This window comes from Streptomyces sp. NBC_01233 (genome assembly GCF_035989305.1).
Lineage (GTDB): Bacteria > Actinomycetota > Actinomycetes > Streptomycetales > Streptomycetaceae > Streptomyces.
The window spans coordinates 9,500,917-9,521,593 of sequence record NZ_CP108514.1 but is presented as its reverse complement, the minus strand read 5'-3'; the positions used below and the strand labels follow the sequence as shown (position 1 = coordinate 9,521,593).

3 protein-coding genes (1 of these 3 cut by a window edge) are annotated in these 20,677 nt (G+C 75.9%); all 3 read right to left on the bottom strand.

Annotation, left to right across the window (positions count from 1 at the left end):
* Tightly spaced (each overlapping or abutting the next), the 3 genes in view from OG332_RS43865 to OG332_RS43855 form a layout consistent with a single transcriptional unit that may run on beyond the window.
* Positions 1–6,378 carry the start of an SDR family NAD(P)-dependent oxidoreductase gene (locus tag OG332_RS43865; protein WP_327418677.1) on the bottom strand. 13,269 nt of this gene lie to the left of the window's left edge, so only the first 6,378 of its 19,647 coding nucleotides appear in the window; it begins with the start codon at positions 6,376–6,378; its stop codon lies off the left edge, out of view.
* Positions 6,378–11,060, bottom strand: a complete 4,683-nt coding sequence (locus tag OG332_RS43860; protein WP_327418676.1) for a non-ribosomal peptide synthetase — start codon at positions 11,058–11,060, stop codon at positions 6,378–6,380. The genes OG332_RS43865 and OG332_RS43860 overlap by 1 nt, the downstream gene beginning before the upstream one ends.
* A complete protein-coding gene (locus OG332_RS43855) occupies positions 11,057–20,677 on the bottom strand; it encodes an SDR family NAD(P)-dependent oxidoreductase (protein ID WP_327419552.1) in 9,621 nt (3,206 codons plus the stop codon). Before OG332_RS43855 ends, OG332_RS43860 begins: the two co-directional genes overlap by 4 nt.

Below are 20,677 nucleotides of genomic sequence, written 5' to 3'. Positions count from 1 at the left end.
CCTGCGGTAAGAGACGAGGGTGCCGTCCGGGTCGATGGCGCGCAGCCGTGCACGGCGGTCGGCGTCCAGTTCGCTGCGGCCGAGGAGGACGACCTTCGCCCGGTAGCCGCGCACCAGCCATTCGGTGAGTTCCAGGCCGATGCCCCCGGCACCGCCGAGGATCAGGTAGGTGCCGTCCCGGCGGATCCGCTCCTGCGGGGGCGTGACGGCGACCGGGGCGAGCCGGCGGTGGTGGAGCACGCCGCGGCGCAGTGCGTAGGGGCCGCCGGCGGGGGCGTCCAGGACGTCCGCCGAGGGCGCGTCGGCGGAGGAGCGGTCGACGACGGCGACCTGCCAGCGGGGGTGTTCCTGGGCCAGCGACAGGGCCAGGCCGTGCAGGCCGGCCGCGTACGGGTTGGCGACGGGTTCGCCCGCCGTGGTGAGGGCGTCCTCGGTGACCACGGTGAGGCGGACGGCCGAGCGGGTCCGCTGGAGGACCTTGGCGAGCCGGAACAGGGCGAGGACACCGCGTTCCTGGGCCGCTTCGAGCGCGGCGGTGTCGTCGGTGCCGGCCCCGGCGCGGGGGGCGAGGAGGATCACCTGGTCGGGCTTGCCGGTCGCGGTGGCGACGCGGTCGTGGTCCAGTTCGACGACGGCGCCGCCGAGGCGGGCGCGCAGGGCGGCCGCCAGCGGTGCCGAGTCCGGTCCGCGCACGAGCCAGGTGGTGGCCCCGTCCGGGAGCGGCTGCGGGGACCGGCCGGACAGTTCGGTCCAGCGCGGTACGAACATCAGGTCGTCCGCGGCGGCCGCCGCCGCGGCGGAGACGGCGGCTGCGGCGGGGGATCCGGCCGGCCGGGACTGGGCGACGCCGGGCGCGGGCCGCAGAGACAGGTCGCGCAGTCGCACGCGGACGTTCCCCTCGGAGTCGGTCAGGGTGAGGTCGTAGCGGTCGGTGCCGACGGTGCGGACGTGGGCGTACCCGAGGTCCGTCACCGGGGCGTGGACCTCGGCGGCGGTGAGGGCGTACGGCACCATCGCGGGGCCGTTGTCCCGGTCCCGGAGGACGGCGAAGGCGTGCAGGGCGCCGTCGACCACCGAGGGGTGCAGGGCGGAGCCGGCGAAGCGGGCGGCTTCGGCGGGGATCCGCAGGCGCACGAGCGCCTCTCCGTCGCCCGCGGCGATCCATTCGACGGCCCGCAGGGCGGGGCCGTAGAACAGTCCGGCCGCCGTAAGGTCGGCGTAGAGTGCGGCGCCTTCGTGGCGGCTGCCGAGGCGGGCCCGTACGGCGTCGACGTCCAGGGTCTCCCCGGCGGGCGCGGACAGGGGCTCCACCCGGCCCTCGGCGAGGAGTTCGCCGGTGTCGTCGCGCAGGTCGAAGCGGGTGCCGGTCTCGCCCCGGCGCAGCCGTGTCCTGGCCGTGCGCTCGGCGCCGGCCACGACGAAGGGACGCAGCCAGCGGACGTTCGACAGCCGCAGCCGCTCCCCCGCCCCGGCCGCCTCGGCGGCGGCGCGGGCCATCTCCAGGACCGCGGCGGCGGGCAGCAGGCGGGTCTCGCCGAGCCGGTGGCCGCCGATGTAGGGGTGCTCGGGGTCGAAGGCGGTCCGGTAGGTCAGGCCGTCCAGGCTCTGGGCCGGGTCGATCGCGTCGAGCAGCGGGTGCACCGGACCCGCTGCGGTCCGCTCGGCGGCCGGTGCGGCCGGTAGGGGCGGCGACCAGATGGTGTCGGTGAGCCAGCAGCGGAGTTCCTCGAAGGGGTAGCCCGGCAGCGGCACGCGGCTGCCGTTCCCCGCCGGCCAGGTGACCGGGGCTCCGGCGGCCCAGGCGGCGCCGATCGATGCCGGGTCGCTGCTCGTGGGGGCGGCGGCGCGGGAGGCGGCGCGGCCGCGGGCGCTGCCGGTCCAGACTCCCGTCGGGTCGTCCCCGCGCAGCCGGGCGACCAGCTCGGTGACGGTGGAGGCCAGGACGACCATGCGGTCCGCCCACTCCTCGCGCCCCTGCTGGAGGGTGAACGCCACGTCCGCGAGGCGGGGTGACGATCCGTCCGCCAGGCCGCGCTCCAGGGCGTCCGCCAGTTCGGCGGCGAGCACGGGGAGCCGTTCGGGCACCCGGGTGGAGAGCGGGAACACGTACGGGCCGGGCTCCTGCCCGGCGGCCGGCGGGGCGACGTACTCCTCCACGACGAGGTGGGCGTTGGCCCCGCCCGCGCCGAAGGAGCTGAGGCCTGCGCGCCGGGGGGCGCCGGCTGGCCGGGGCCACGGGGCGAGGTCGCGCTGCACGTGCAGCGGGGTCGAGTCGAAGTCGATGTTCGGGTTGAGCGGGTCCGCGTGCAGCGAGGGCACGAGCCGGCCGTGCCGCATCTGGAGCAGCACCTTGCACAGCCCGGCCATGCCGGAGGCCGATTCGAGGTGGCCGACGTTGGACTTGACCGAGCCGATCGGAAGGCTGCCCGGCGGCAGCCCGGCTTCGGCCAGGGCGCGGGCGAGTCCGCGGATCTCGACGGGGTCGCCGAGGGCGGTGCCGGTGCCGTGCGCCTCCAGGTAGCCGAGGGTGGCCGGGTCCACGCCCGCCTCGCCGAGCGCCTGTGCGACGAGGTCGCCCTGGGCGACGGGGTTGGGCACGGTGAAGCCGTTGGTGCGGCCGCCGTGGTTGACGCTGGTCCCGAGGATGACGCCGTGGATGTGGTCGCCGTCCCGGACGGCGTCCGCGAGCGGCCGGAGCAGCACCGCGCCGACGCCCTCGCCGGGGACGTAGCCATCGCCGTCCGCGCCGAAGCTGCGGCAGCGGCCGTCGCTGGAGGTGAAGCTGCCCTGGCCGAGGAAGCGGTACTTGTACGGGTGGACGTGCAGGTTGACCCCGCCCGCGACGGCCATGTCGGTGTCCCCGGCGCGCAGGTCGCGCACGGCCAGGTGAATGGCCGTCAGCGAGGAGGAGCACATCGTGTCCACGCCCAGGCTGGGGCCGGTGAGGCCGAGGGTGTAGGAGACGCGGTTGGCGATGGAGGCGTGCGAGGAGGCGCCGATCCGGCCGTCCTCGGCCTCGTGCAGCTGGTAGAGCCCGTACATCGCGCCGACGTACACGCCGACGCGGTGGGAGCGCAGGTCCGCGCGGGTGCGTCCGGCGTTCTCCATGGCGTGCCAGGCGGTCTGGAGGAACAGCCGTTCCTGGGGGTCGACGATCTCCGCCTCGCGGGGCGAGACGCCGAAGAAGAGCGGGTCGAACATGTCGATGCCGCGCAGGAAGCTGCCCCAGCGGCTGTAGCGGGCCGCGCGGTCGGCGGGGGTGGCCTGGTCGTAGTCCCGCCAGTCCCACCGGTCCGCCGGGATCTCGGTGATCAGGTCCCGGCCCGCCTGGAGGTGGTCCCAGAACTGGTCGAGGGTGTCCGATTCGGCGAAGCGGGCGGCGACGCCGACGATGGCGATCGGCATGGGCCCCGAGGGGGCGGGGGCCGCGGCGGAACCCGGGATCGCGGCCGGGGCGGTGGCCGCCGGCTGCGGGGCCCCGTCCGCCCGGGGTGCCTGCGCGGCCACCGGTTCGGGCGCGGGCGCCAGTTCGGGCGCGGGCGCCAGTTCGGGCGCGGGCGCCAGTTCCGCGAGGCGGGAGCCGTGGTGCTCGGTGAACCAGCCGGCGAGGGAGCGCAGGTCCTGGTACTCGAAGAACAGGGTCTTCGGCAGGGATCCGAAGTGGTCCTCCAGGCGACGGGTCAGGTCCATGATCAGCAGCGAGTCGATGCCGAACCGCTCGAACGGCGCGTCGGCTTCCATCTCCTCGGCCGGGAACTCGAAGACCTCGGCGAGCACCCCGCGCAGGAACTCTTCGGCCGCGTCGGCGGACGGCGCCGCCGGCTCCCCGGACGGGAGGGCCGGAGCGGACGGGACCGACGGGACCGACGGGTCGGACGGAAGGGCACGCGGGACGGGCACGGCGGGGGCCGACGGGGCCGAGGGCGCCGGCGCGTTCACCACCTCGCGCAGGCGCGCCAGGTTGCCGTGCGCCACCAGGACGTGGTCGCCGTCGTGGCCCAGGGCCCGGTCGAAGGCCTCCAGTCCGGCGTCGGTGGGCATGGCCACCAGCCCGACCTGACGGGCCATCCGGGCCGCCGTGGCCTCGTCGGCGTCGACGCGTATGCCCCCGTCGGCCCACAGCGACCACAGGACGGAGAGGCTGCGGCCCGGCCGTCCGCTGCCCCGGCGCCAGGCCGTGAACGCGTCCAGGAACCGGTTCGCGTACGCGTAGTCGGTCTGACCGGGGCTTCCCGCGGCCCCCGACATGGAGGAGAAGGCGATGAAGAAGTCCAGCGGGTCGCCGGCGGTGGCCCGGTCCAGCTCCACGGTGCCGCGGACCTTCGGGCCCAGCACGGCCGCGCTCTGCTCGTCGGTCTTGCCGATCAGCAGCGCGTCCCGGGTGGTTCCGGCGAGGTGCAGGACCCCGTGGAGCGGCCCGAAGGAGCCGTGGATCCGCTCGACGAGGTCCCCGGCGGCGCCGGGAGCGCCCAGGTCGGCGGGTAGGTAGTGGACGTCGAGACCGGCGGAGCGCAGGTCCGTGAGGTCGGCCTGCGCCGAACGGCCCGTCAGGACGTAGCGGGCGTCTCCTCCCAGGTGGGCGACGAGCCGGCGGCCGAGGGCGCCCGCGCCGCCGGTGACCAGCACGGTGCCGCGCGGGGCGAGCGGTGCCGGGTCGGGGGCGACGGGCTCCCAGCGCGGCACCTGCCGGCCGGCGGCCGTGTACCGGACCCGGAACTCGTGGGCGGCGCGCGCCTCGGACTCGACGGTGGCGGCGAGGCCCGCCGTGCCCGCGTCGACCGCGGAGACGAGGAACTGCGGGTCCTCGTTGGCGAGGGCTCGCGCGAACCCGTCCAGGGCCTCGGCGCGCGCGTCCTCGACCCCGCCGGAGGTGCGGAACACGTGCAGGACCCGCACCGGGTGGCGGGTCGGCTGGGCCGCCCAGGACCGGTACAGCCCGGTGAGGGAGGGCAGCGGGTCGCCGTCCGAGGTGTGGACGAGGAGGAGTTCCCCGTCGCGGGGGAAGACGGAGTCCTCGGTGGTGCGTTCGGCTCCGGTGAAGGTCTCCTCGCCGAGCAGGAGGGTTTGCACGGTCCGGCCGGCGGCCGGCGCGGGGGCGTCCTGCCAGCGCTGTGCGAGCAGGTGGGCTCCGATGGTGCCGTCCAGGCGGGCGGCGCCGTCGACCGGCCTGGTGACGACGGCGCGCAGCCGCACGCGGACCCGGCCCTGGTCGTCGGCGAGGGCGATGTCGTGGCCGGCCGGGGTCCGCACGGCGTGCACGTGGCCCTGTTCGGGGAGCGGCCCGAAGATCTCGACCGCGTCCAGGGAGAAGGGCAGTTCCCGGGCGCGCGGGGCCGAGGGGGCCTCGTCGGTCCACAGGCAGGCCTGGAGCATCGCGTCGAGCAGGGAGGGGTGGAGGGCGAAGTCGGAGAAGGGGAGGTCCGCCGCGCTGGGTACGGCGACGTGCGCGAGGACCTCGCCCGGCGCGGACAGCACCGAGCGCAGCCCCTGGAGGCTGGGCCCATAGCCGCCGCCGAGCGCGCTGAAGACCTCGTAGCACTCCTCGGCGGTGGCGGTACGGGGCAGCCGGGCCCGGATCGCGTCCAGGTCGAGGCGCGGTGCCTCGGGACGGGCGCCGAAGCGGAGGGTGCCGGCGGAGCAGAGCGCGCCTTCGTCGCTGCCGTCGGTGAGCCGGACCTCGTAGGAGACCCCGTCGGCCGTGGGCGCGAGGTGCAGGCGCACGCGGGCCGGCTCGTCCTCGACGAGCACGGGGCGGGCCCACAGCACGTTGACGATGCCGGTGGCGCGGCCGTGGCCCTGCTGTTCGGCCGCGGTCACCGCGAACTCCAGGGCCGCCACGGCGGGCAGGATCCGGATCCGGCCCAGGGCGTGGTCGCGCAGGTAGAACTCCTCGCCGGTCAGCAGCCGTTCGCCGGGGCCGTCGGCCAGGCCGGCGGGCGGCTTGATCCAGTAGCGGCGGGTCGGCCGGGGCGGCAGGGGCAGGGAGAGCCGGGCGGGACGGTCGCCGGAGGGCTCGGGCAGGACGACGTCCCGGCCGCTGACCCACAGGCGGGCGGCCTCGGCCGGATCGTCGGTGGCCACGGGCCCGGCCCCGCCGCCGGAGGCCGCGGTGGATTCGGCCGGCGCGGTGCCGGTCACGAGGCCTTCCCCGTCGCGCAGGCGCGCGGCCAGCTCGGCGACGCTCCCGACGACGAGGGCTATGCGCTCCCGCAGGGGTTCCCGGCCGACGCGCAGGGTGTGCGCGATGGCGTCCAGGGAGGCCGACGGGTGCTCGTCCAGCCAGGTGAACAGCTCGGCCCGGTACCGGTCGAGCTGTTCGGGGCCGTCGGCGGACAGGAGGACCAGTCGGGCGGTCCTGTCCTCGGTGGTGCCGCTCATCAACGCTGTCCCGCCTCTTCGACTACCACGTGCACGTTGCTGCCTCCCATGCCGAACGAGCTGACGCCGACCCGGGCCGGCGTCCCCTCGCGTGTTTCCCATGTCTGTGCTGCGGCCTGGATCCGGAACGGACTGCCGTCGAGGTCGAGCATCGGATTCGGCGTCCGCAGGTCCACCAGGCCGGGGAGCGTGCGGTGACGCATCGCCAGCAGGACCTTCACGACGCCGGCGACGCCCGCCGCGGCCTCCAGATGGCCGATGTTCGTCTTGACCGACCCGAGGCCGGTGCGTCCCGGAACCACCGGGATCCCCCAGTCGGCGTACAGGCGGCCGAACGCCTCCTTGAGGGCGTCGATCTCGATCGGGTCGCCGAGCGGGGTCCCCGTGCCGTGCGCCTCGATGTAGTCGATCGTGTCGGGCGCGACCCCGGCCGACCGGTGTGCGGCGAGCACGACGTCGCGCTGGGCCTGCGGGTTGGGGACCGTGAGCGAGTGGGTGTGCCCGCCGTGGTTCTCCGCCGAGCCGATCAGCACGCCGTGCACCGGGTCTCCGTCGGCCAGGGCCCGGTCGAGCAGTTTGAGGGCGAGGAGCACGACGCCCTCACCCCTGCCGTAGCCGTCCGCGCGCTCGTCGAAGGTCTTGCAGCGGCCGTCGGGGCTGAGCATCCCGGCGCGCCGCAGGCCGGTGAACCCGTGCGGGGACAGCAGGAGGTTGGCTCCGCCGGCCAGGGCCATGTCGCAGTCCCCCTGCTGGAGGGCTCGGGCCGCGCGGTGCACGGCGACGAGCGAGCTGGAGCAGGCCGTGTCGAAGACGGCGCTGGGGCCGTGCAGGTCGAACACGTAGGAGATGCGGTTGGCCGCGATCGAGGGGACGTTGCCGATCAGGAAGTGGTCGCCCATCTCCGGCGAGCCCGGGCCGAGCAGGCTCAGGTAGTCCGTGCCGCTGAGTCCGACGAACACCCCCGTACGGCTGCCGGTGAGCGCGCCCGGGACCTGGCCGGAGTCGAGCACGGCCTCGTGCGCGGCGTGCAGCAGCAGGCGCTGCTGGGGGTCCATCTGTGCCGCTTCCCGGGGGGAGATGCGGAAGAGCGCCGCGTCGAAGGCGTCCACGTCCTCGACGAAGGAGCCGCGCAGGCCCTGCGGGAACACCCGCGCGGAGAAGCCCCGCTCCATGGGGTACGGCCGGGTGAGGTCGCGTCCGGCGGCGAGGTGCTGCCAGAACTCCTCCAGGCCGGAGGAGGAGGGCAGTCGCCCGCCGATGCCCACGACGGCCACCGGCGCGAACCCGCGCTGCGCGGCGGCCGCCGCGACCACCGGCTCGGACATGACCCGGGGGGCGGGCCGGCGCTCCGTCGTGGCGAACGCCTCGGGGTGGGCCGCGCTCAGGTGGGCGGCCAGCGAGGTGAGGTCCGGGCGTGCGTAGAAGACGGTCGGGCGCACCGTGACGCCGAACCGCTCGCGCAGCGCCACCGCGAGGCGGGTGAAACCGATCGAGTCGAAGCCGACCTCGCCCAGCGGCCGGTCGAGGGGGACCTCCTCCACGGGCAGCCCGGCGACGGCCGCCGCGCTCTGGCGCAGCCGGTCCGCCAGCTCTCCGTGGCCGGCCGGCCGGGGCCGCGGGCCGGCTTCCCCCTGCCGTTCTCCGGAGCGTTCCTCGTGTCCGAAGCGGCGTACGAGTTCCTCGATCGGCAGGCGCGTCAGCGGACCGGTGTCCACCTTGGCGTTGGGGGTCAGGGGGAAGCGCGCCAGCGCGACCGTGCGGGAGGGGACCATGTACGCGGGCAGCCAGGCCCGGATCCGCCCGACCGCGGCCTCCGCGGCCTCCGGGGCGGCCAGTACGAAGGCCACCAGACGCGGCTGCCCGGGCAGGTCCTCCCGTACGGCCACCCGGACGTCGCCAATGCCGTCGGCGGCGCCCGCCGCTCCGGCACGCCGGACGGCGGCCTCGATCTCGCCCAGTTCGATGCGGTGGCCGCGCAGCTTCACCTGACGGTCGGCGCGCCCGAGCAGCACCATGTCCCCGTCGGCCGACCAGCGGGCGAGATCGCCCGTGCGGTAGAGCCGTTCCCCGGTCGCCGGGTCGCGCACGAAGCGTTCGGCGGTCAGCTCCGGCTTGCCCCGGTAGCCGCGGGCGACGCCGTCGCCGCCGATGAGCAGTTCGCCGACCGCGCCGAAGGGCACGGGGGCGCCGTCGGGACCGGCGGTGCGGAAGGTGGTGTTGGCGAGCGGGGTACCGACGGTGACGGGTCCGCCCCGCCGGATGCGCTGGGCGGAGGACCAGATGGTCGTCTCGGTCGGCCCGTACATGTTCCACAGCTCGTCGCACCGGTCCAGCAGCCGGTCCGCGAGTTCGGCGGTGAGCGCCTCCCCGCCGCACAGCAGCCTGCGCACGCGTCCGGTCCAGCCGGCGTGCAGCAGCATCTCCCAGGTGGCCGGGGTGGCCTGGACGACCGTCGCGCCGGCGTCGCCGATGAGGTCGGCCAGGGCGAACCCGTCCCGGACCACGTCCTCGGACGCGATGTGGACGGTGGCGCCCCGGGTCAGCGGGAGCAGCAGTTCCAGACCCGAGATGTCGAACCCGGCGGTGGTCACCGCCAGCAGGGCGTCGTCCTCGGAGCAGCCGGGCCGCTCGGCCGTCGCGACCAGCAGGTTGACCAGGTTGCCGTGGCAGACCTCGACGCCCTTGGGCTCGCCCGTGGATCCGGAGGTGTACAGGACGTACGCGAGGTCGTCGTCACGGCGGGCGACCGGGGCCACGGTCTGTGCCTCGGGCTCCAGGCCGGTCAGGGGCACGCGCACGCCCGGTGCGTCCCCGGGCAGCCGGTCGGCCAGGGGCGGATCGACGATCACGGCGACCGGTGCCGCGTCGGCGGTGATGTGGGCGAGCCGGGCCGCCGGGAACTCCGGGTCGAGGGGGACGTAGGCGGCGCCCGCGGCCTGGACCGCGAGCAGGGCCACGACCAGCGCGGCCCGGCGGGCGACGAGGACGCCCACGACGTCGCCCGGGCGCACGCCGTGCTCGGTGAGGATCCGGGTGAGGGCGTGCACCTGCCCGGCGAGTTCCCCGTAGGTCAGCGAGCCCGTCGCGTCGACGAGGGCGGTGCGCCCGGGGCCGCGCCGGGCGCGGGCGAGCACCAGGTCGGCGGCGGTGACGTCGCGCGGCCGTTCGGCGCGCGTGGCGTTGGCCCGCTCCACGGTGCGCCGTTCGGCGGGGGTGGCGGGATCGAGGTCCCCGAGGCGTACGGAGGGGTCGGCCGTCACCGTGTCCAGCAGCAGCCGGTAGTGCTCGGCCAGCCGTTCGACGGTGGAGCGGTCGAAGCGCTCCGGGTCGTACTTGAGGTAGAGGAGCACGCCGGTGTCGCGCACGACCACCTCGACGACGAGGTCGTTCTCGCCCTCTTGGGTCAGGTCGAGCGCGTCGCGGAAGACGGTCTGCCCGGCCGCCATGTCCTGGTCGCCGCCGACTCCCTGCTGCATGTAGAAGCCGATGTCGAAGCCGGCCGCGGTGCCGGTCGTGCGGCGCAGGTCGTCGACGACGGAGGCGAAGGGGTACGCGCTGTGCTCCTCGGCCTCCGCCATCCGGGCTCCGACGGCGGTCGTGAGCTCGCCGAAGCTGTGGTCGGGGTCGCAGTCCACGCGCAGGACCACCGGGTTGATCAGGTAGCCGACGGTGCGGTCGAAGCGCTGTGCGGGACGGCCGTCGGTCGGCACCATCACGCTGAGGTCGCGGTGTCCCGAGTGGCGGTGCAGCAGGGCGAGGAACGCGCCGAGCACGACGCTGAAGGGCGTCAGCCCGCCCGCACGGGCGGTGTCCTGGACGGCCGCCCAGGTGGAATGCGGGAGCCGCAACTGCACCATCTCGCCGCCGGTGTGCGAGGCGGATCCGGTGCGCCGGCGATCGGCGAGCGCGTCCAGGACCGGCGCCGTGGAGGCACCGGTCAGCCGGTCCAGCCACCAGCGCCGGTGCTCCTCCGTCTCCGGGGCGGCGAGCATGGTCCGCTGCCACTCCACGAACTCGGCGTAGGGGGCGGCGTGTTCGACCGCCGGCAGCTCACGGCCCTGGGCGAGCGCGTCGTGGCAGGCGACGATGTCGCGCAGCAGCAGATGGCTGGAGACCCCGTCGGTGATCAGGTGGTGGAACACCAGGAGCAGCAGGGTGGTGCCGCCGGGGGCGGCGACGAGCCACATCCGGTACAGCGGGTCCTGCTCCAGGTCGAACGGGCGGCGCACCAGGTTGCGCACGCGGGCGGCGAACTCCCCGTCGGTCACGTGGCCGAGGTCCAGGCGGGTCACCTCCGGGGCGCGGCCGGTGACCTCCTGTACGGGCCCCGTGGCGTCCAGGCGTACGGAGACGCCCAGTTCCGGGTGCCGGCGCACCATCGCGGCCAGTGCCTCGACGAGCCGGTCCTCCTCCACGTCCTGCCCGAGCCACAGGCCCAGCGGCAGGTTGTAGGAGACGGTCTGCGGGTCGTCGGCGTGCAGGGCCCACAGCGCTGCCTGCCCGCGGCTGAGCGGGTACGGCCCGGAGGGCGCCTTCGGGACAGCGGCCGCCGGCGGGGCCGGGGCTGGTGCCGCGGCCGGGGCGGTCGTGTCGACCAGGCCCCGTACCAGCAGTTCGGCCACTTCGTCGGACAGCTTGCCGGCGGCGATCGCCGCCAGCAGTTCACGCAGGTCGGTGCTCATCGGCCCGCCCCTCCTTCGAGTACGGCCAGCGCGTCGTCCACGCGGACGGTTCCGTCGCGCAGCCCGGCCAGCAGAGCGGCCACCTGGTCCGCCGCGGGTGCGGGGGCGGGGTCCGGCTCCTGATCCTGCTTCTGCGTCTGCGGCTGCGGCTGCGGCTGCTCCTGGGGCGCGGGCAGTGGCCCGTACGCCTCGAACACGGCTCGGGCCACCGCCCGTACCGTCTGGGCCACCCCGAACATCCGGGTCGGCACCTCCACCTGGTAGTCCGCGCCGAGGCGACGGCTCAGCCGGCGCAGGCCCAGCGAGTCCACTCCCGCGTCCGACAGCGCCCGGTCCAGGGGCAGGCGCTCGGGCCGCATGCCCAAGTGGGCCGCGAGGAGCCCGCGTACGTGCGTGCGGACGGCGCCCTCGGCGTCGTCTCCGGCGGGAGCCCCGGCCTCGGCCGGCCGCTCGGGCGCGGGCGTCGCCACGACGGCAGGTGTCCGCGCCGGGGCCACGACGCCGGTCGCGGTCTCCGATCCGGCACGGGTCAGCGGCCCGGCCTCGGCCGCGGTGTCCGCATCCGCCTCGGCGGTGTCCGCATCCGCCTCGGCCGCGGTGTCGGCGATCAGACCCGCCTCGGCCGCCTGGAGGGCGTCGAAGCGGGCTCCGGGCGTGAGCCAGTAGCTCTCCCGGGCGAAGGGGTAGGTCGGTGCGGGCACCCGCCGGGGCGCCGTCCCCGGCCACAGCTCCGCCCAGTCGATCGGGGCGCCCCCGACCCACAGCCGGGCGACCTTGTCCAGTCGGCCCGCGTCCACCACGGCCCGCAGGTACCGGCCGCCCTCGGGGCCGTCCAGCAGCAGGGCGGTGGTGGCGTCCTTGCCGTCCCCCGCGAAGACGCCCGGGACCGGTCCGCCGGCCTGCCACGCCTCCAGGGCGGCCACCAGCGCACGCGGCGAGTCGGCGACGACCGCGAGACGCTCGGGGAAGGCTTCCCGGCCGGTGCTCAGAGTGTGGGCCAGGGCCGCCGGGTCCACGTCCTCGTGGTCCGCGACCCAACGGGCCAGGCGCACCGCGTAGTCGCGCAGCCGCTCCGGGGTCTTCGCCGACAGGACGAACAGCCGCTCCCCCGCCGTCGGGCGGGCGGGCGCCTCCCGGTACTCCTCCACCACCAGGTGCGCGTTGACCCCGCCGAGGCCGAAGGAGCTCACTCCCGCCCTCAGCGGTGCCTCGGCCCCGTCGGCCGTGCGGACCCGGATCCACGGCTCGTTGCCGGACGGCAGGCACAGCGGGCTGCCGTCGAGACGCAGGTGCGGGTTGAGCTTCTCCAGGTGGACGTTGCCGGGGATCGACCCGTGGCGCATCGCGAGCAGTGCCTTGATCAGGCCCGTGACGCCCGCGGCCGCCTCCAGGTGGCCGGTGTTGGTCTTCACCGCGCCCAGCACCACGTGCGGCCGCCCGGGTGCCGCGCCGTGATCGGCGTACAGCTCCCCGAAGGCCGACTTCAGGCCCTCGACCTCGACGGGGTCGCCGAGTTCGGTGCCGGTGCCGTGGGTCTCGACGTAGCCGACGGTCCGGGGGTCCACACCGGCGCGGCGGTGCGCCTTGACGATGCAGGCGGCCTGCGCGTCCGGGTTCGGGGCGGTCAGCGAGTTGGTGCGGCCGCCGTGGTTGACGGCGCTGCCCCGCAGGACGGCGTGGATGACGTCGCCGTCGGCGATCGCCGCGTCGAGGCGCTTGAGCACCACCACGCCCACGCCCTCGGCACGGACGATGCCGTTGGCGCGCGCGTCGAAGGTACGGCAGCGGCCGTCCGGGCTCAGCATGTCGGCCTGGCTCATGTCCACGAACAGCGTCGGCGAGGCGATGACGTTCACGCCGCCCGCCAGCGCGACCTCGCAGTCGCCGCCGCGGATCGCCTCGGCCGCCCGGTGCACGGCGACGAGCGAGGAGGAGCAGGCGGTGTCGATGGTCTCGCTGGGGCCGTGCAGGTCCAGCAGGTACGAGACCCGGTTGGACATGATCGCGTGGGCCCTGCCCACCGTGCTGTAGCCGTCGAGCGGGACGCCGAGGGCGTGCTGGAGCTCGAAGTAGTCGTAGGTGCTGCTGCCGATGAAGACGCCCGTGTCGGTGCCGGCGAGCGCGGACGGCCGGATGCCGGCGTTCTCGATCGCGCTCCAGGCCGCCTCCAGCACGAGCCGGTGCTGCGGGTCCATCGCCACGGCCTCGTGGGGGGAGATGCCGAAGAACTGCGGGTCGAACAGGTCGACCCTGGGCAGGAACCCTCCCCACTTCGCCGTCGTGCGGAACTCCCCGGGTGTCGGCTCCCCGTACAGGCGGCGCCAGTCCCAGCGGTCGGCCGGGATCTCGCCGACGAGGTCGTCGCCCGCCGTCAGGTGCTCCCAGAACGCGTCCAGGTCGTCCGAGCCGGGGAGCATTCCGGCCATGCCGACGATGGCGACGGCGACGGGCTCGCCGGTGACGGGCGCCGGGGCGGCGGCCCGCACGGAGGCGGCCGGGAAGTCCTCCGCGGCCACGGCCTGCCCGCGGGCAGGTTCGGGCGCGCGGGCAGGTTCGGCTGCCGGAGCAGGGTCGGGCGCCGGGGTCCCGTCGGATGCCGGGGCTCCGGGCGGTGCGTCCACGCTCCAGTGCCCCGCGAGAGCCGCTCCGTGGTGCTGGAGGATCTTGCCGATCAGGTCGTCGGCGGTGGCCACGCCGAAGAACGTGGCCGGGGTCAGGTCGAGGTCCCAGCGCGCGTTCATCCGGGAGCTCAGCCTCGTGTACGTGATCGAGTCGAAGCCGAACCGGCTGAGCAGGTCGTCCGGCGCGAGTTCCTCGGGCCGGATGCCGGCCACCTCGCGCAGGACGGCCAGTATCTCGTCGGCCGCCGCGGCGCGCCAGGAAGACCCGGCCTCGGGCGTGGCCGCGGTCGCGGTCGCGGTCGCGGTCGCAGGCTGCTGCCGTACGTCCGCACCGGCCGCCGGGACACCGATCCGGCCGAGGAACTCGTCCGTGCCCGAGACCACTGCCACCTGAACCTCCTGTCGGCCGAGCACCCGGCTCAGCGCTTCGAATCCCGCCTCCGGCGAGAGCGGGTGGACCCCTGCCGCGGCCAGCCGGCCCAGGTGGCGCTCGGTGAGGGCGGAGCCCGACCAGGCCCCCCAGTTCACGACGCGGACGGGGTAGGGGAGCCGCGCGGCGAGCGCGCGGCCGATGGCGTCCTGGGCGGTGCACCCGGCCGCGTAGGCCGCCTGGCCGGGGTTGCCGAGGAAGGACTGCACCGAGGAGAACAGCGCCAGGAAGTCCGGCCGCCGGTCGCCCAGCGCCTCGGCGAGGGCCTCGGTGGTGCGGCTCTTCGCCGCCATGGCGCGCAGGAACCACTCCTCGTCCATGGCCGCCAGCGACCGGTCGCTCGGAACGGTCACCGAGTGCAGGACCCCGTGGACGACGCCCACCCGGTCGAGCACGGCGCGTATCCGGCCCGGTTCGCAGGCGTCCGCCCGGTGGACCTCCACCCGGGTGCCCGAGGGGTCGAGGGCCCTGATCCGGGCCGCCCGGTCCACGTCCGGCGCGGAGCGCCCGACGAGGACGACCCTGGCGCGGTGACGCCGCACGAGCTGCTCGGCGATGTCCAGACCGACGTCGCCGGTCCCGCCGACGATCACGTACGTACCGCCCTCGCGCAGGACGGGCGCGGCCCCGGCCGTCGCGTCGACGGGCTGGAGCACCTCCCGGTACCAGCGGCCGGCCTGCAGTGCGTAGTCGCCGGGGGTGGCGACGGGGACCGCCGTCGGGTCCTCGGGGCCGATGTCGACGGTGGCCACCCGCCAGCGCTCGCACTCGCTCCGCACCGACCGGGCGAGGCCCAGTGCCGCGGCCGACGCCGGGTCGGTCGCGGCGCGGGTCACGACGGTCAGCGCGAGTTCGCCGCCCGCTCCGGGGCGTGCCTGGAGGTGGTGGACGATCCGGAAGAGGTCGAGGACCCCGCGCTCGCCCTCGACCACGGCGTGGACCGCGACGGGGGTCGGCAGGGACTCCAGCGGCGCCGCGCCGATCCGGTGGACCTCGGCCCCCGGCAGTTCGGCGGGGCCGAGCACCCAGACCGGGCCGGTGACCGGCCCGCGCAGGGCCACGTCGGCGACGGGCTGCCGGCGCGGGGCGTAGGCACCCGCCCGGACCGGGGGCGCCGACGCCGTGGCCGTGCTCGCCGGGACCGGGACCGCTGCCGCCGGGGCAGCGGCGTCCGCCTCCGGACCGGGGGACGCCACGGGGGCGACCCAGCACCGGCGGCGTTCGAACGGGTAGGTGGGCAGGGGGATCGAGACCCCGCCCGCCGGCCAGTCGACCGCGTCTCCGGCCACCCAGCGGTCGGCGTCCGTCCCGCCCGCGGGCCGGGCCAGCGCGGAGTGGTCGGCGCCGTCGGCGGCGGCCTTCAGGGCGGCGACGAGCGTGGACCGGTCGGCAGCGGTGACCGCGAGCCGCTCGGCCATCGCGTCGCGGCCGTGCTGGAGGGTGTGTGCCACGTCGGCCAGTTCCGGTGTCCGGTCCGCCCGTTCGACGGCCGCGAGCAGTGCGGCCGCGTACCGGCGCAGGGCGTGCGGGGTGCGTGCGGACAGCGGGAACACCCAGGGGCCGTGCGGCCGCCGCACCTCGGGCGCGGCTCCGGCCTCCTCCAGGACGACGTGGGCGTTGACGCCCCCGTAGCCGAAGGAGCTGACGCCCGCGCGGCGCGGCCCGGCGGCCGGCAGCGGCCAGGCCCGCGCCGAACGGAGCAGCTGGAAGGGACTGCCGTCGAGGCGCAGGTGCGGGTTCTGTTCCCGCAGTCCGGCCAGCGGCGGCTGCACGCCGTGCTCCATCGCGAGGAGCACCTTGATCACTCCGGCGGCGCCGGCAGCGGATTCCAGGTGGCCGATGTTGGCCTTGACCGCTCCGATGGCGCAGTACGGCTCGGCCGGCGGGGGCGTGCCCCGGCGGCTCAGCAGTTCGTCGAAGGCCAGCCGCAGGCCGTTGATCTCCACCGGGTCGCCGAGCTCCGTGCCGGTGCCGTGCGTCTCCAGGTAGCCCAGGGTGGCCGGGTCGGTTCCGGCACGCTCGTGGGCCCGTACGATCATCGCCGCCTGGGCGGCCGGGTTGGGCGCGGTCAGGGACCGGGCCCGGCCCCCGTGGTTGACGGCGCTGCCGCGCAGCCAGGCCCGGACCTGACGGCCCTGGGCCCGCTCGGCTCGGGCCAGCACCACGAAGCCGTAGCCCTCGCCGCGTACGAAGCCGTCCGCGCGGGCGTCGAAGGTCCGGCACCGTCCGGTCGGGCTCAGCATGCCCGTGCTGCTGAGGAGGACGTGGTTGTGCGGGGACAGCACCAGGTTGACCCCGCCGGCCACGGCGATGTCGCACTCGCCCGAGCGGATGGACTCGGCGGCCCGGTGGATGGCGACCAGGGAGCTGGAGCAGCCGGTGTTGACCGGTTCGCTCGGCCCGTGCAGGTCGAGTTGGTAGGAGACCCGGTTGACCAGGATGGAGTGCGCGGTGGCGGTGGCGGCGTGCGCGTCGACCGCCAGGCCGGCGGCCTTGCGGATCTCGTCGTAGTCGCTCGATCCCGCCCCGACGAACAGTCCGACGTCGGCTCCCGCGAGGCTGCCCGGCGCCAGGCCCGCGTCCTCCAGTGCCGTCCACACCCCTTCCAGCACCAGTCGCTGCTGGGGGTCCATGCCTTCGGCCTCGTGCGGGGAGATGCCGAAGAAGAGGGGGTCGAAGCGGTCGACGTCGTGGATGAAGCCGCCACGGCCCGCGTGTACGCCCTCCGGGAGCGCGTGGCGGTCCCAGCGGTCCGCGGGGACGTCGGTGACCAGGTCGTCCCCGTCCACCAGGTGGTCCCAGAACTCGCCGAGGTCGGCGCTGCCGGGCATCCGTCCGCTCATGCCGATGACGGCGATCGCCTCCGGGTCGACGGGGCGCGCGGCCGAAGCCGTGGCGGGCCGGTCCTCCGGGGCCCGGGGTGCGGGCAGCGCCGTGGCGGGCAGCGCCGTGCGGTGGTCGCGTGCGAGACGGTCGGCGAGGGCCCGCAGGGTGGGGGTCTCGTAGAAGAGCGCGGGCGTCACGTCCAGGTCGAGGGCCTCGTTGAGCCGGCTGGCGAGGAGGTTGTAACTGACCGAGTCGAAGCCGTAGTCCCCGATCTGCCGGTCGAGGTCGAGTTCGCCGACGGGGATGCCCGAGGCGTCCGAGGTCAGGTCCAGCAGCGTGTCGGTGAAGGCGGCCGTGGCGGCCCCTGTGGCCTGTCCGGTTCCTGTGACCTGTGTGGATCCGGTGGCCGGCGTGGTCCCCGTCGCCCGCGTGCCGGCGGGTGCGGTGGCGCCGGCCGCCGCCCTGGCCACCAGGACGTGCTGGAAGTTGCGGGTGGTGCGGGCGGAGTCCGGGGAGGCCGTCACCGCCTCGTACCCGGCCTCGCCGAGCACTCCGGTCCAGCCGGAAACGTCCAGCAGCGGAGAGCCGGGCAGGCGCAGGCCGGTGTCACCGTGGGCCCACCAGCCGTCGAACAGCCCGTAGGTGAGCGTGCCGGACAGGGTGACCGTCGTCAGCTCGTTGAGCAGCAGTTCGCCTCCGGTGCGCAGGACCCGTCGCAGGTGGCGCAGGGCACGGCCGACGTCCGAGGTGGCGTGCAGGACGTTGGCGCCGACCACGAGGTCGAAGCCGCCCTCGTCGAAGCCCTGGACGACGGGGTCGGTGTCCAGGTCGAGGCGCTTGAACCGCAGGAAGGGGTACCGGGCGCCGAACTCCTGCCTGCCGTGGGCCAGGAAGGTCACCGACAGGTCGGTGTACCAGTATGCGAGCCGGCCGCCGTACGGTGCGAGGGCGCGCAGGAGCCCGGCGGAGGTGCCGCCGGTGCCCGATCCGACCTCCAGGATGCGGACGGTGGCGTCGGCGGGCAGGCCGGCGAGGCGTTCCTCCACGTGCGCGACGAGGCGGCGGGTGAGCAGGTCGTTGTAGAGGTCGCTGATGGGATTGCCGCGGTACACGCGTTCCATGAGCGAGGTGCCGGAGGAGGGGAACAGCAGGTCGGTGGCGAGGAGTTCGCCCCGGAGCAGCTCCGGGTAGCGCTCCAGGCACAGGGCCAGCAGCCGTACGAAGACGGCGGACTCGGGGTGCGCGTCGGCGAGGGCGGCGAGCTGCCCGAGGTGTCCGCCCGCACGGGCGCCGGCCAGGGCGTCCGGGGCCGGGCGCAGGCGTCCGGCGTCGGCCGTGAGCAGGCCGTCGCCGACGAGCGCGTCGAGCACGGTGCGCAGGAGGCGTTCGTACCGGGGGGTGACGCCCACCCGGCGCAGTACCTCGTCCGCGTCGGGGTCGGGGCCGTGCCAGGTTCCCAGGTCGTCGAGCAGGGCGAGCAGGGCCCCGCCCGCGATGCGGGTCATCTGTCGGTCGAGCGCGTGGAAGTCCTCCACCACGCGCAGGTCGGCGGCGTTCGGCCGCCCGCTGGTGGGCGTCACGTCGGTGCTCTCCGTTTTCCTGTTCGCTGCCATGCGCTCGCGCAGGGCCTCGGTGCCGGGCACGACGACGCTCTGGGGCGCCGGCCGCCGGAGCGTCTCGACGAGCGCGGCGAAGCCCGACCGGGGTGTGATGGACCGGAAGCCGGCCGCGGTCAGGCGGTCCCGGTGGGTGTCGTCGGCCACTGCCCCTACGGTGCCCCAGAAGCCCCAGTCGACGGCGCGCACCGGGTAGGGCAGGCGGGCGTCGAGCGCGTGGGCGTAGGCGTCGAGGAAGGTGGAGCCGGCGGCGTAGTTGGCCAGGCCGGGGTCGCCGAGGAACGACTGGGCGGAGGAGAAGAACACCAGGAAGTCCGGGTTCCGTCCGCGCAGGGCGTCGGCCAGGGCCGCGGCGACGCCGGACTTGGCCGCCAGACTCTGTGCGAGGTCCGTGTCCGTGAGGTCGCGCACCAGCCGGTCGCGCCGTACCAGCGCCGCGTGGACGACGCCGTGCACCGGGCCCGCCTCGTCGAGTACGGCCGCCAGCCGGCCGGGGTCGGTGGCGTCGGCGCGGGCGTAGCGGATCCGGCCCCCGAGGGCGGGGTCGGCAAGCTCGCTGCGACCGACGAGCACCACATGGGCGTCCCAGTCCTCGACGAGGCGGCGGGCGATGGCCAGGCCGATGCCCCGGGCGCCACCGACGATCACGTAGGTGCCGCCCCGGCGCAGCGGGACGGGCCCGTCGGCGGCCGGGGCGGGCCGCAGGACCTGGGTGTGGCGAACGGTTCCGGTGTACGCGACGCGCGTCCCCCGGGGCTCGGGCGCCAGGAGGGCGGCGGACGCGTGGGCGGGGTCGAGGTCGACGCAGGCGACGGACCAGCCCCGGTGCTCGTTCTCCATGACCCGGGCGAAGCCGGTGATCCCGGCGGCGTAGGGGTCGGTGACGGAGCGGCCGGGCGGGGCGGCGGCGCCGGTGGTGACGATCACCCAGTCGAGGGTGTGCTCGCGGGACCAGGCCCGGGCGTACGGGGCGAGGGCCTTGACGCCCGCGTCCTCGGCGCGTGCGACCCGCCCCGCCTCGTCCGCGGTGGTGTCGGTGGTGTCGGTGGTGTCGGTGGGCCCGGTCAGGACGTAGACCAGACGGGGTGTCACCCCGAGCTGTGTGCCCAGTTCGGCGAGAACGGCGCCCTCGTGACGGGCGGCCAGCTCGCGGGCCAGGCCCGCGCGGGCGGGGGCGTGGAGCACCACGACGGCACCGTCCGGCGCCGGCGGCGCGGTGGGCGCCGGGACGGCCTCCCAGGTGGGGACGTCCAGCGGGAGCGTCTCGACGCGGGGCTCGGCAGCGGCCCCGGCGGACGGAAGGGCCGCCGGCCGCGGGGCCGGTACGTCGACCCAGCACCGCACGCGGGCGAACGGGTACTGCGGCAGCTCCACCTTGCGCGGCTGCCGGTCGCGGTGCAGGGCGCGCCAGTCGGGCGCGGCGCCCTCCGCCCAGCTGCGCGCCCACGCGGACGGGTCGGCCGGGAGCGGGCCCGCCGCAAGCGGGTCGCCGGCGGGCCGCTGTCCGCTGACGGTGCCCCGGTGGAGGCCCGGCGCCGGCGAGCCGGCGAGGAAGGCGTGGAGGGCGGTGCGGAGTCCGGCCGTGTCGGAGGCGACCACGGCGAGCCGCTCCTCCAGCGGTTCCCGGCCGATCTGCGTCGTGTACGCGATGTCGGCCAGCGAGGCCTCCCGTCCGGCGCCCGCCGAGACGGCCTCGGCGAGACCGGCGAGGGTGGAACGGGCGTCGACGTGCGGGGCCCGTCCCGGGAACCGGTCGGCGAGGACCCGCGCGAGCCTGCGCAGGTCGGCGACGTCCAGGCCGAGTTCGTCGAGCTCGGCCTCCGGGTCGGCGCCGGCGAGACCGGCCGCTTCGGCCACGTCGGCCACCGCGTCGAGCGGGTCGCCCGCCGTCGGCTCCGCGTACCGCTCGGCGAGCTCGCGCAGCGCCTGCGGGGTGCGGGCGGAGAGAAGCACCACCTGCGGTCCCGCGGTGGAGGCGCCCTCGGTGGCCGGCGTCTGCTGCTGGAACTCCTCGACGATGACGTGGGCGTTGGACCCGCCCGCGCCGAACGCGCTGATTCCGGCGCGGCGCGGGCCACCGGCGGCTCCGGCGGGCCACGGCTCGCTCTCGCGCTGGACGCGCAG

Bases quoted from the DNA above. Each gene is read 5' to 3' on its own strand.
- OG332_RS43860 (WP_327418676.1), bottom strand. From the start codon at position 11,060: ATGAGCACCGACCTGCGTGAACTGCTGGCGGCGATCGCCGCCGGCAAG.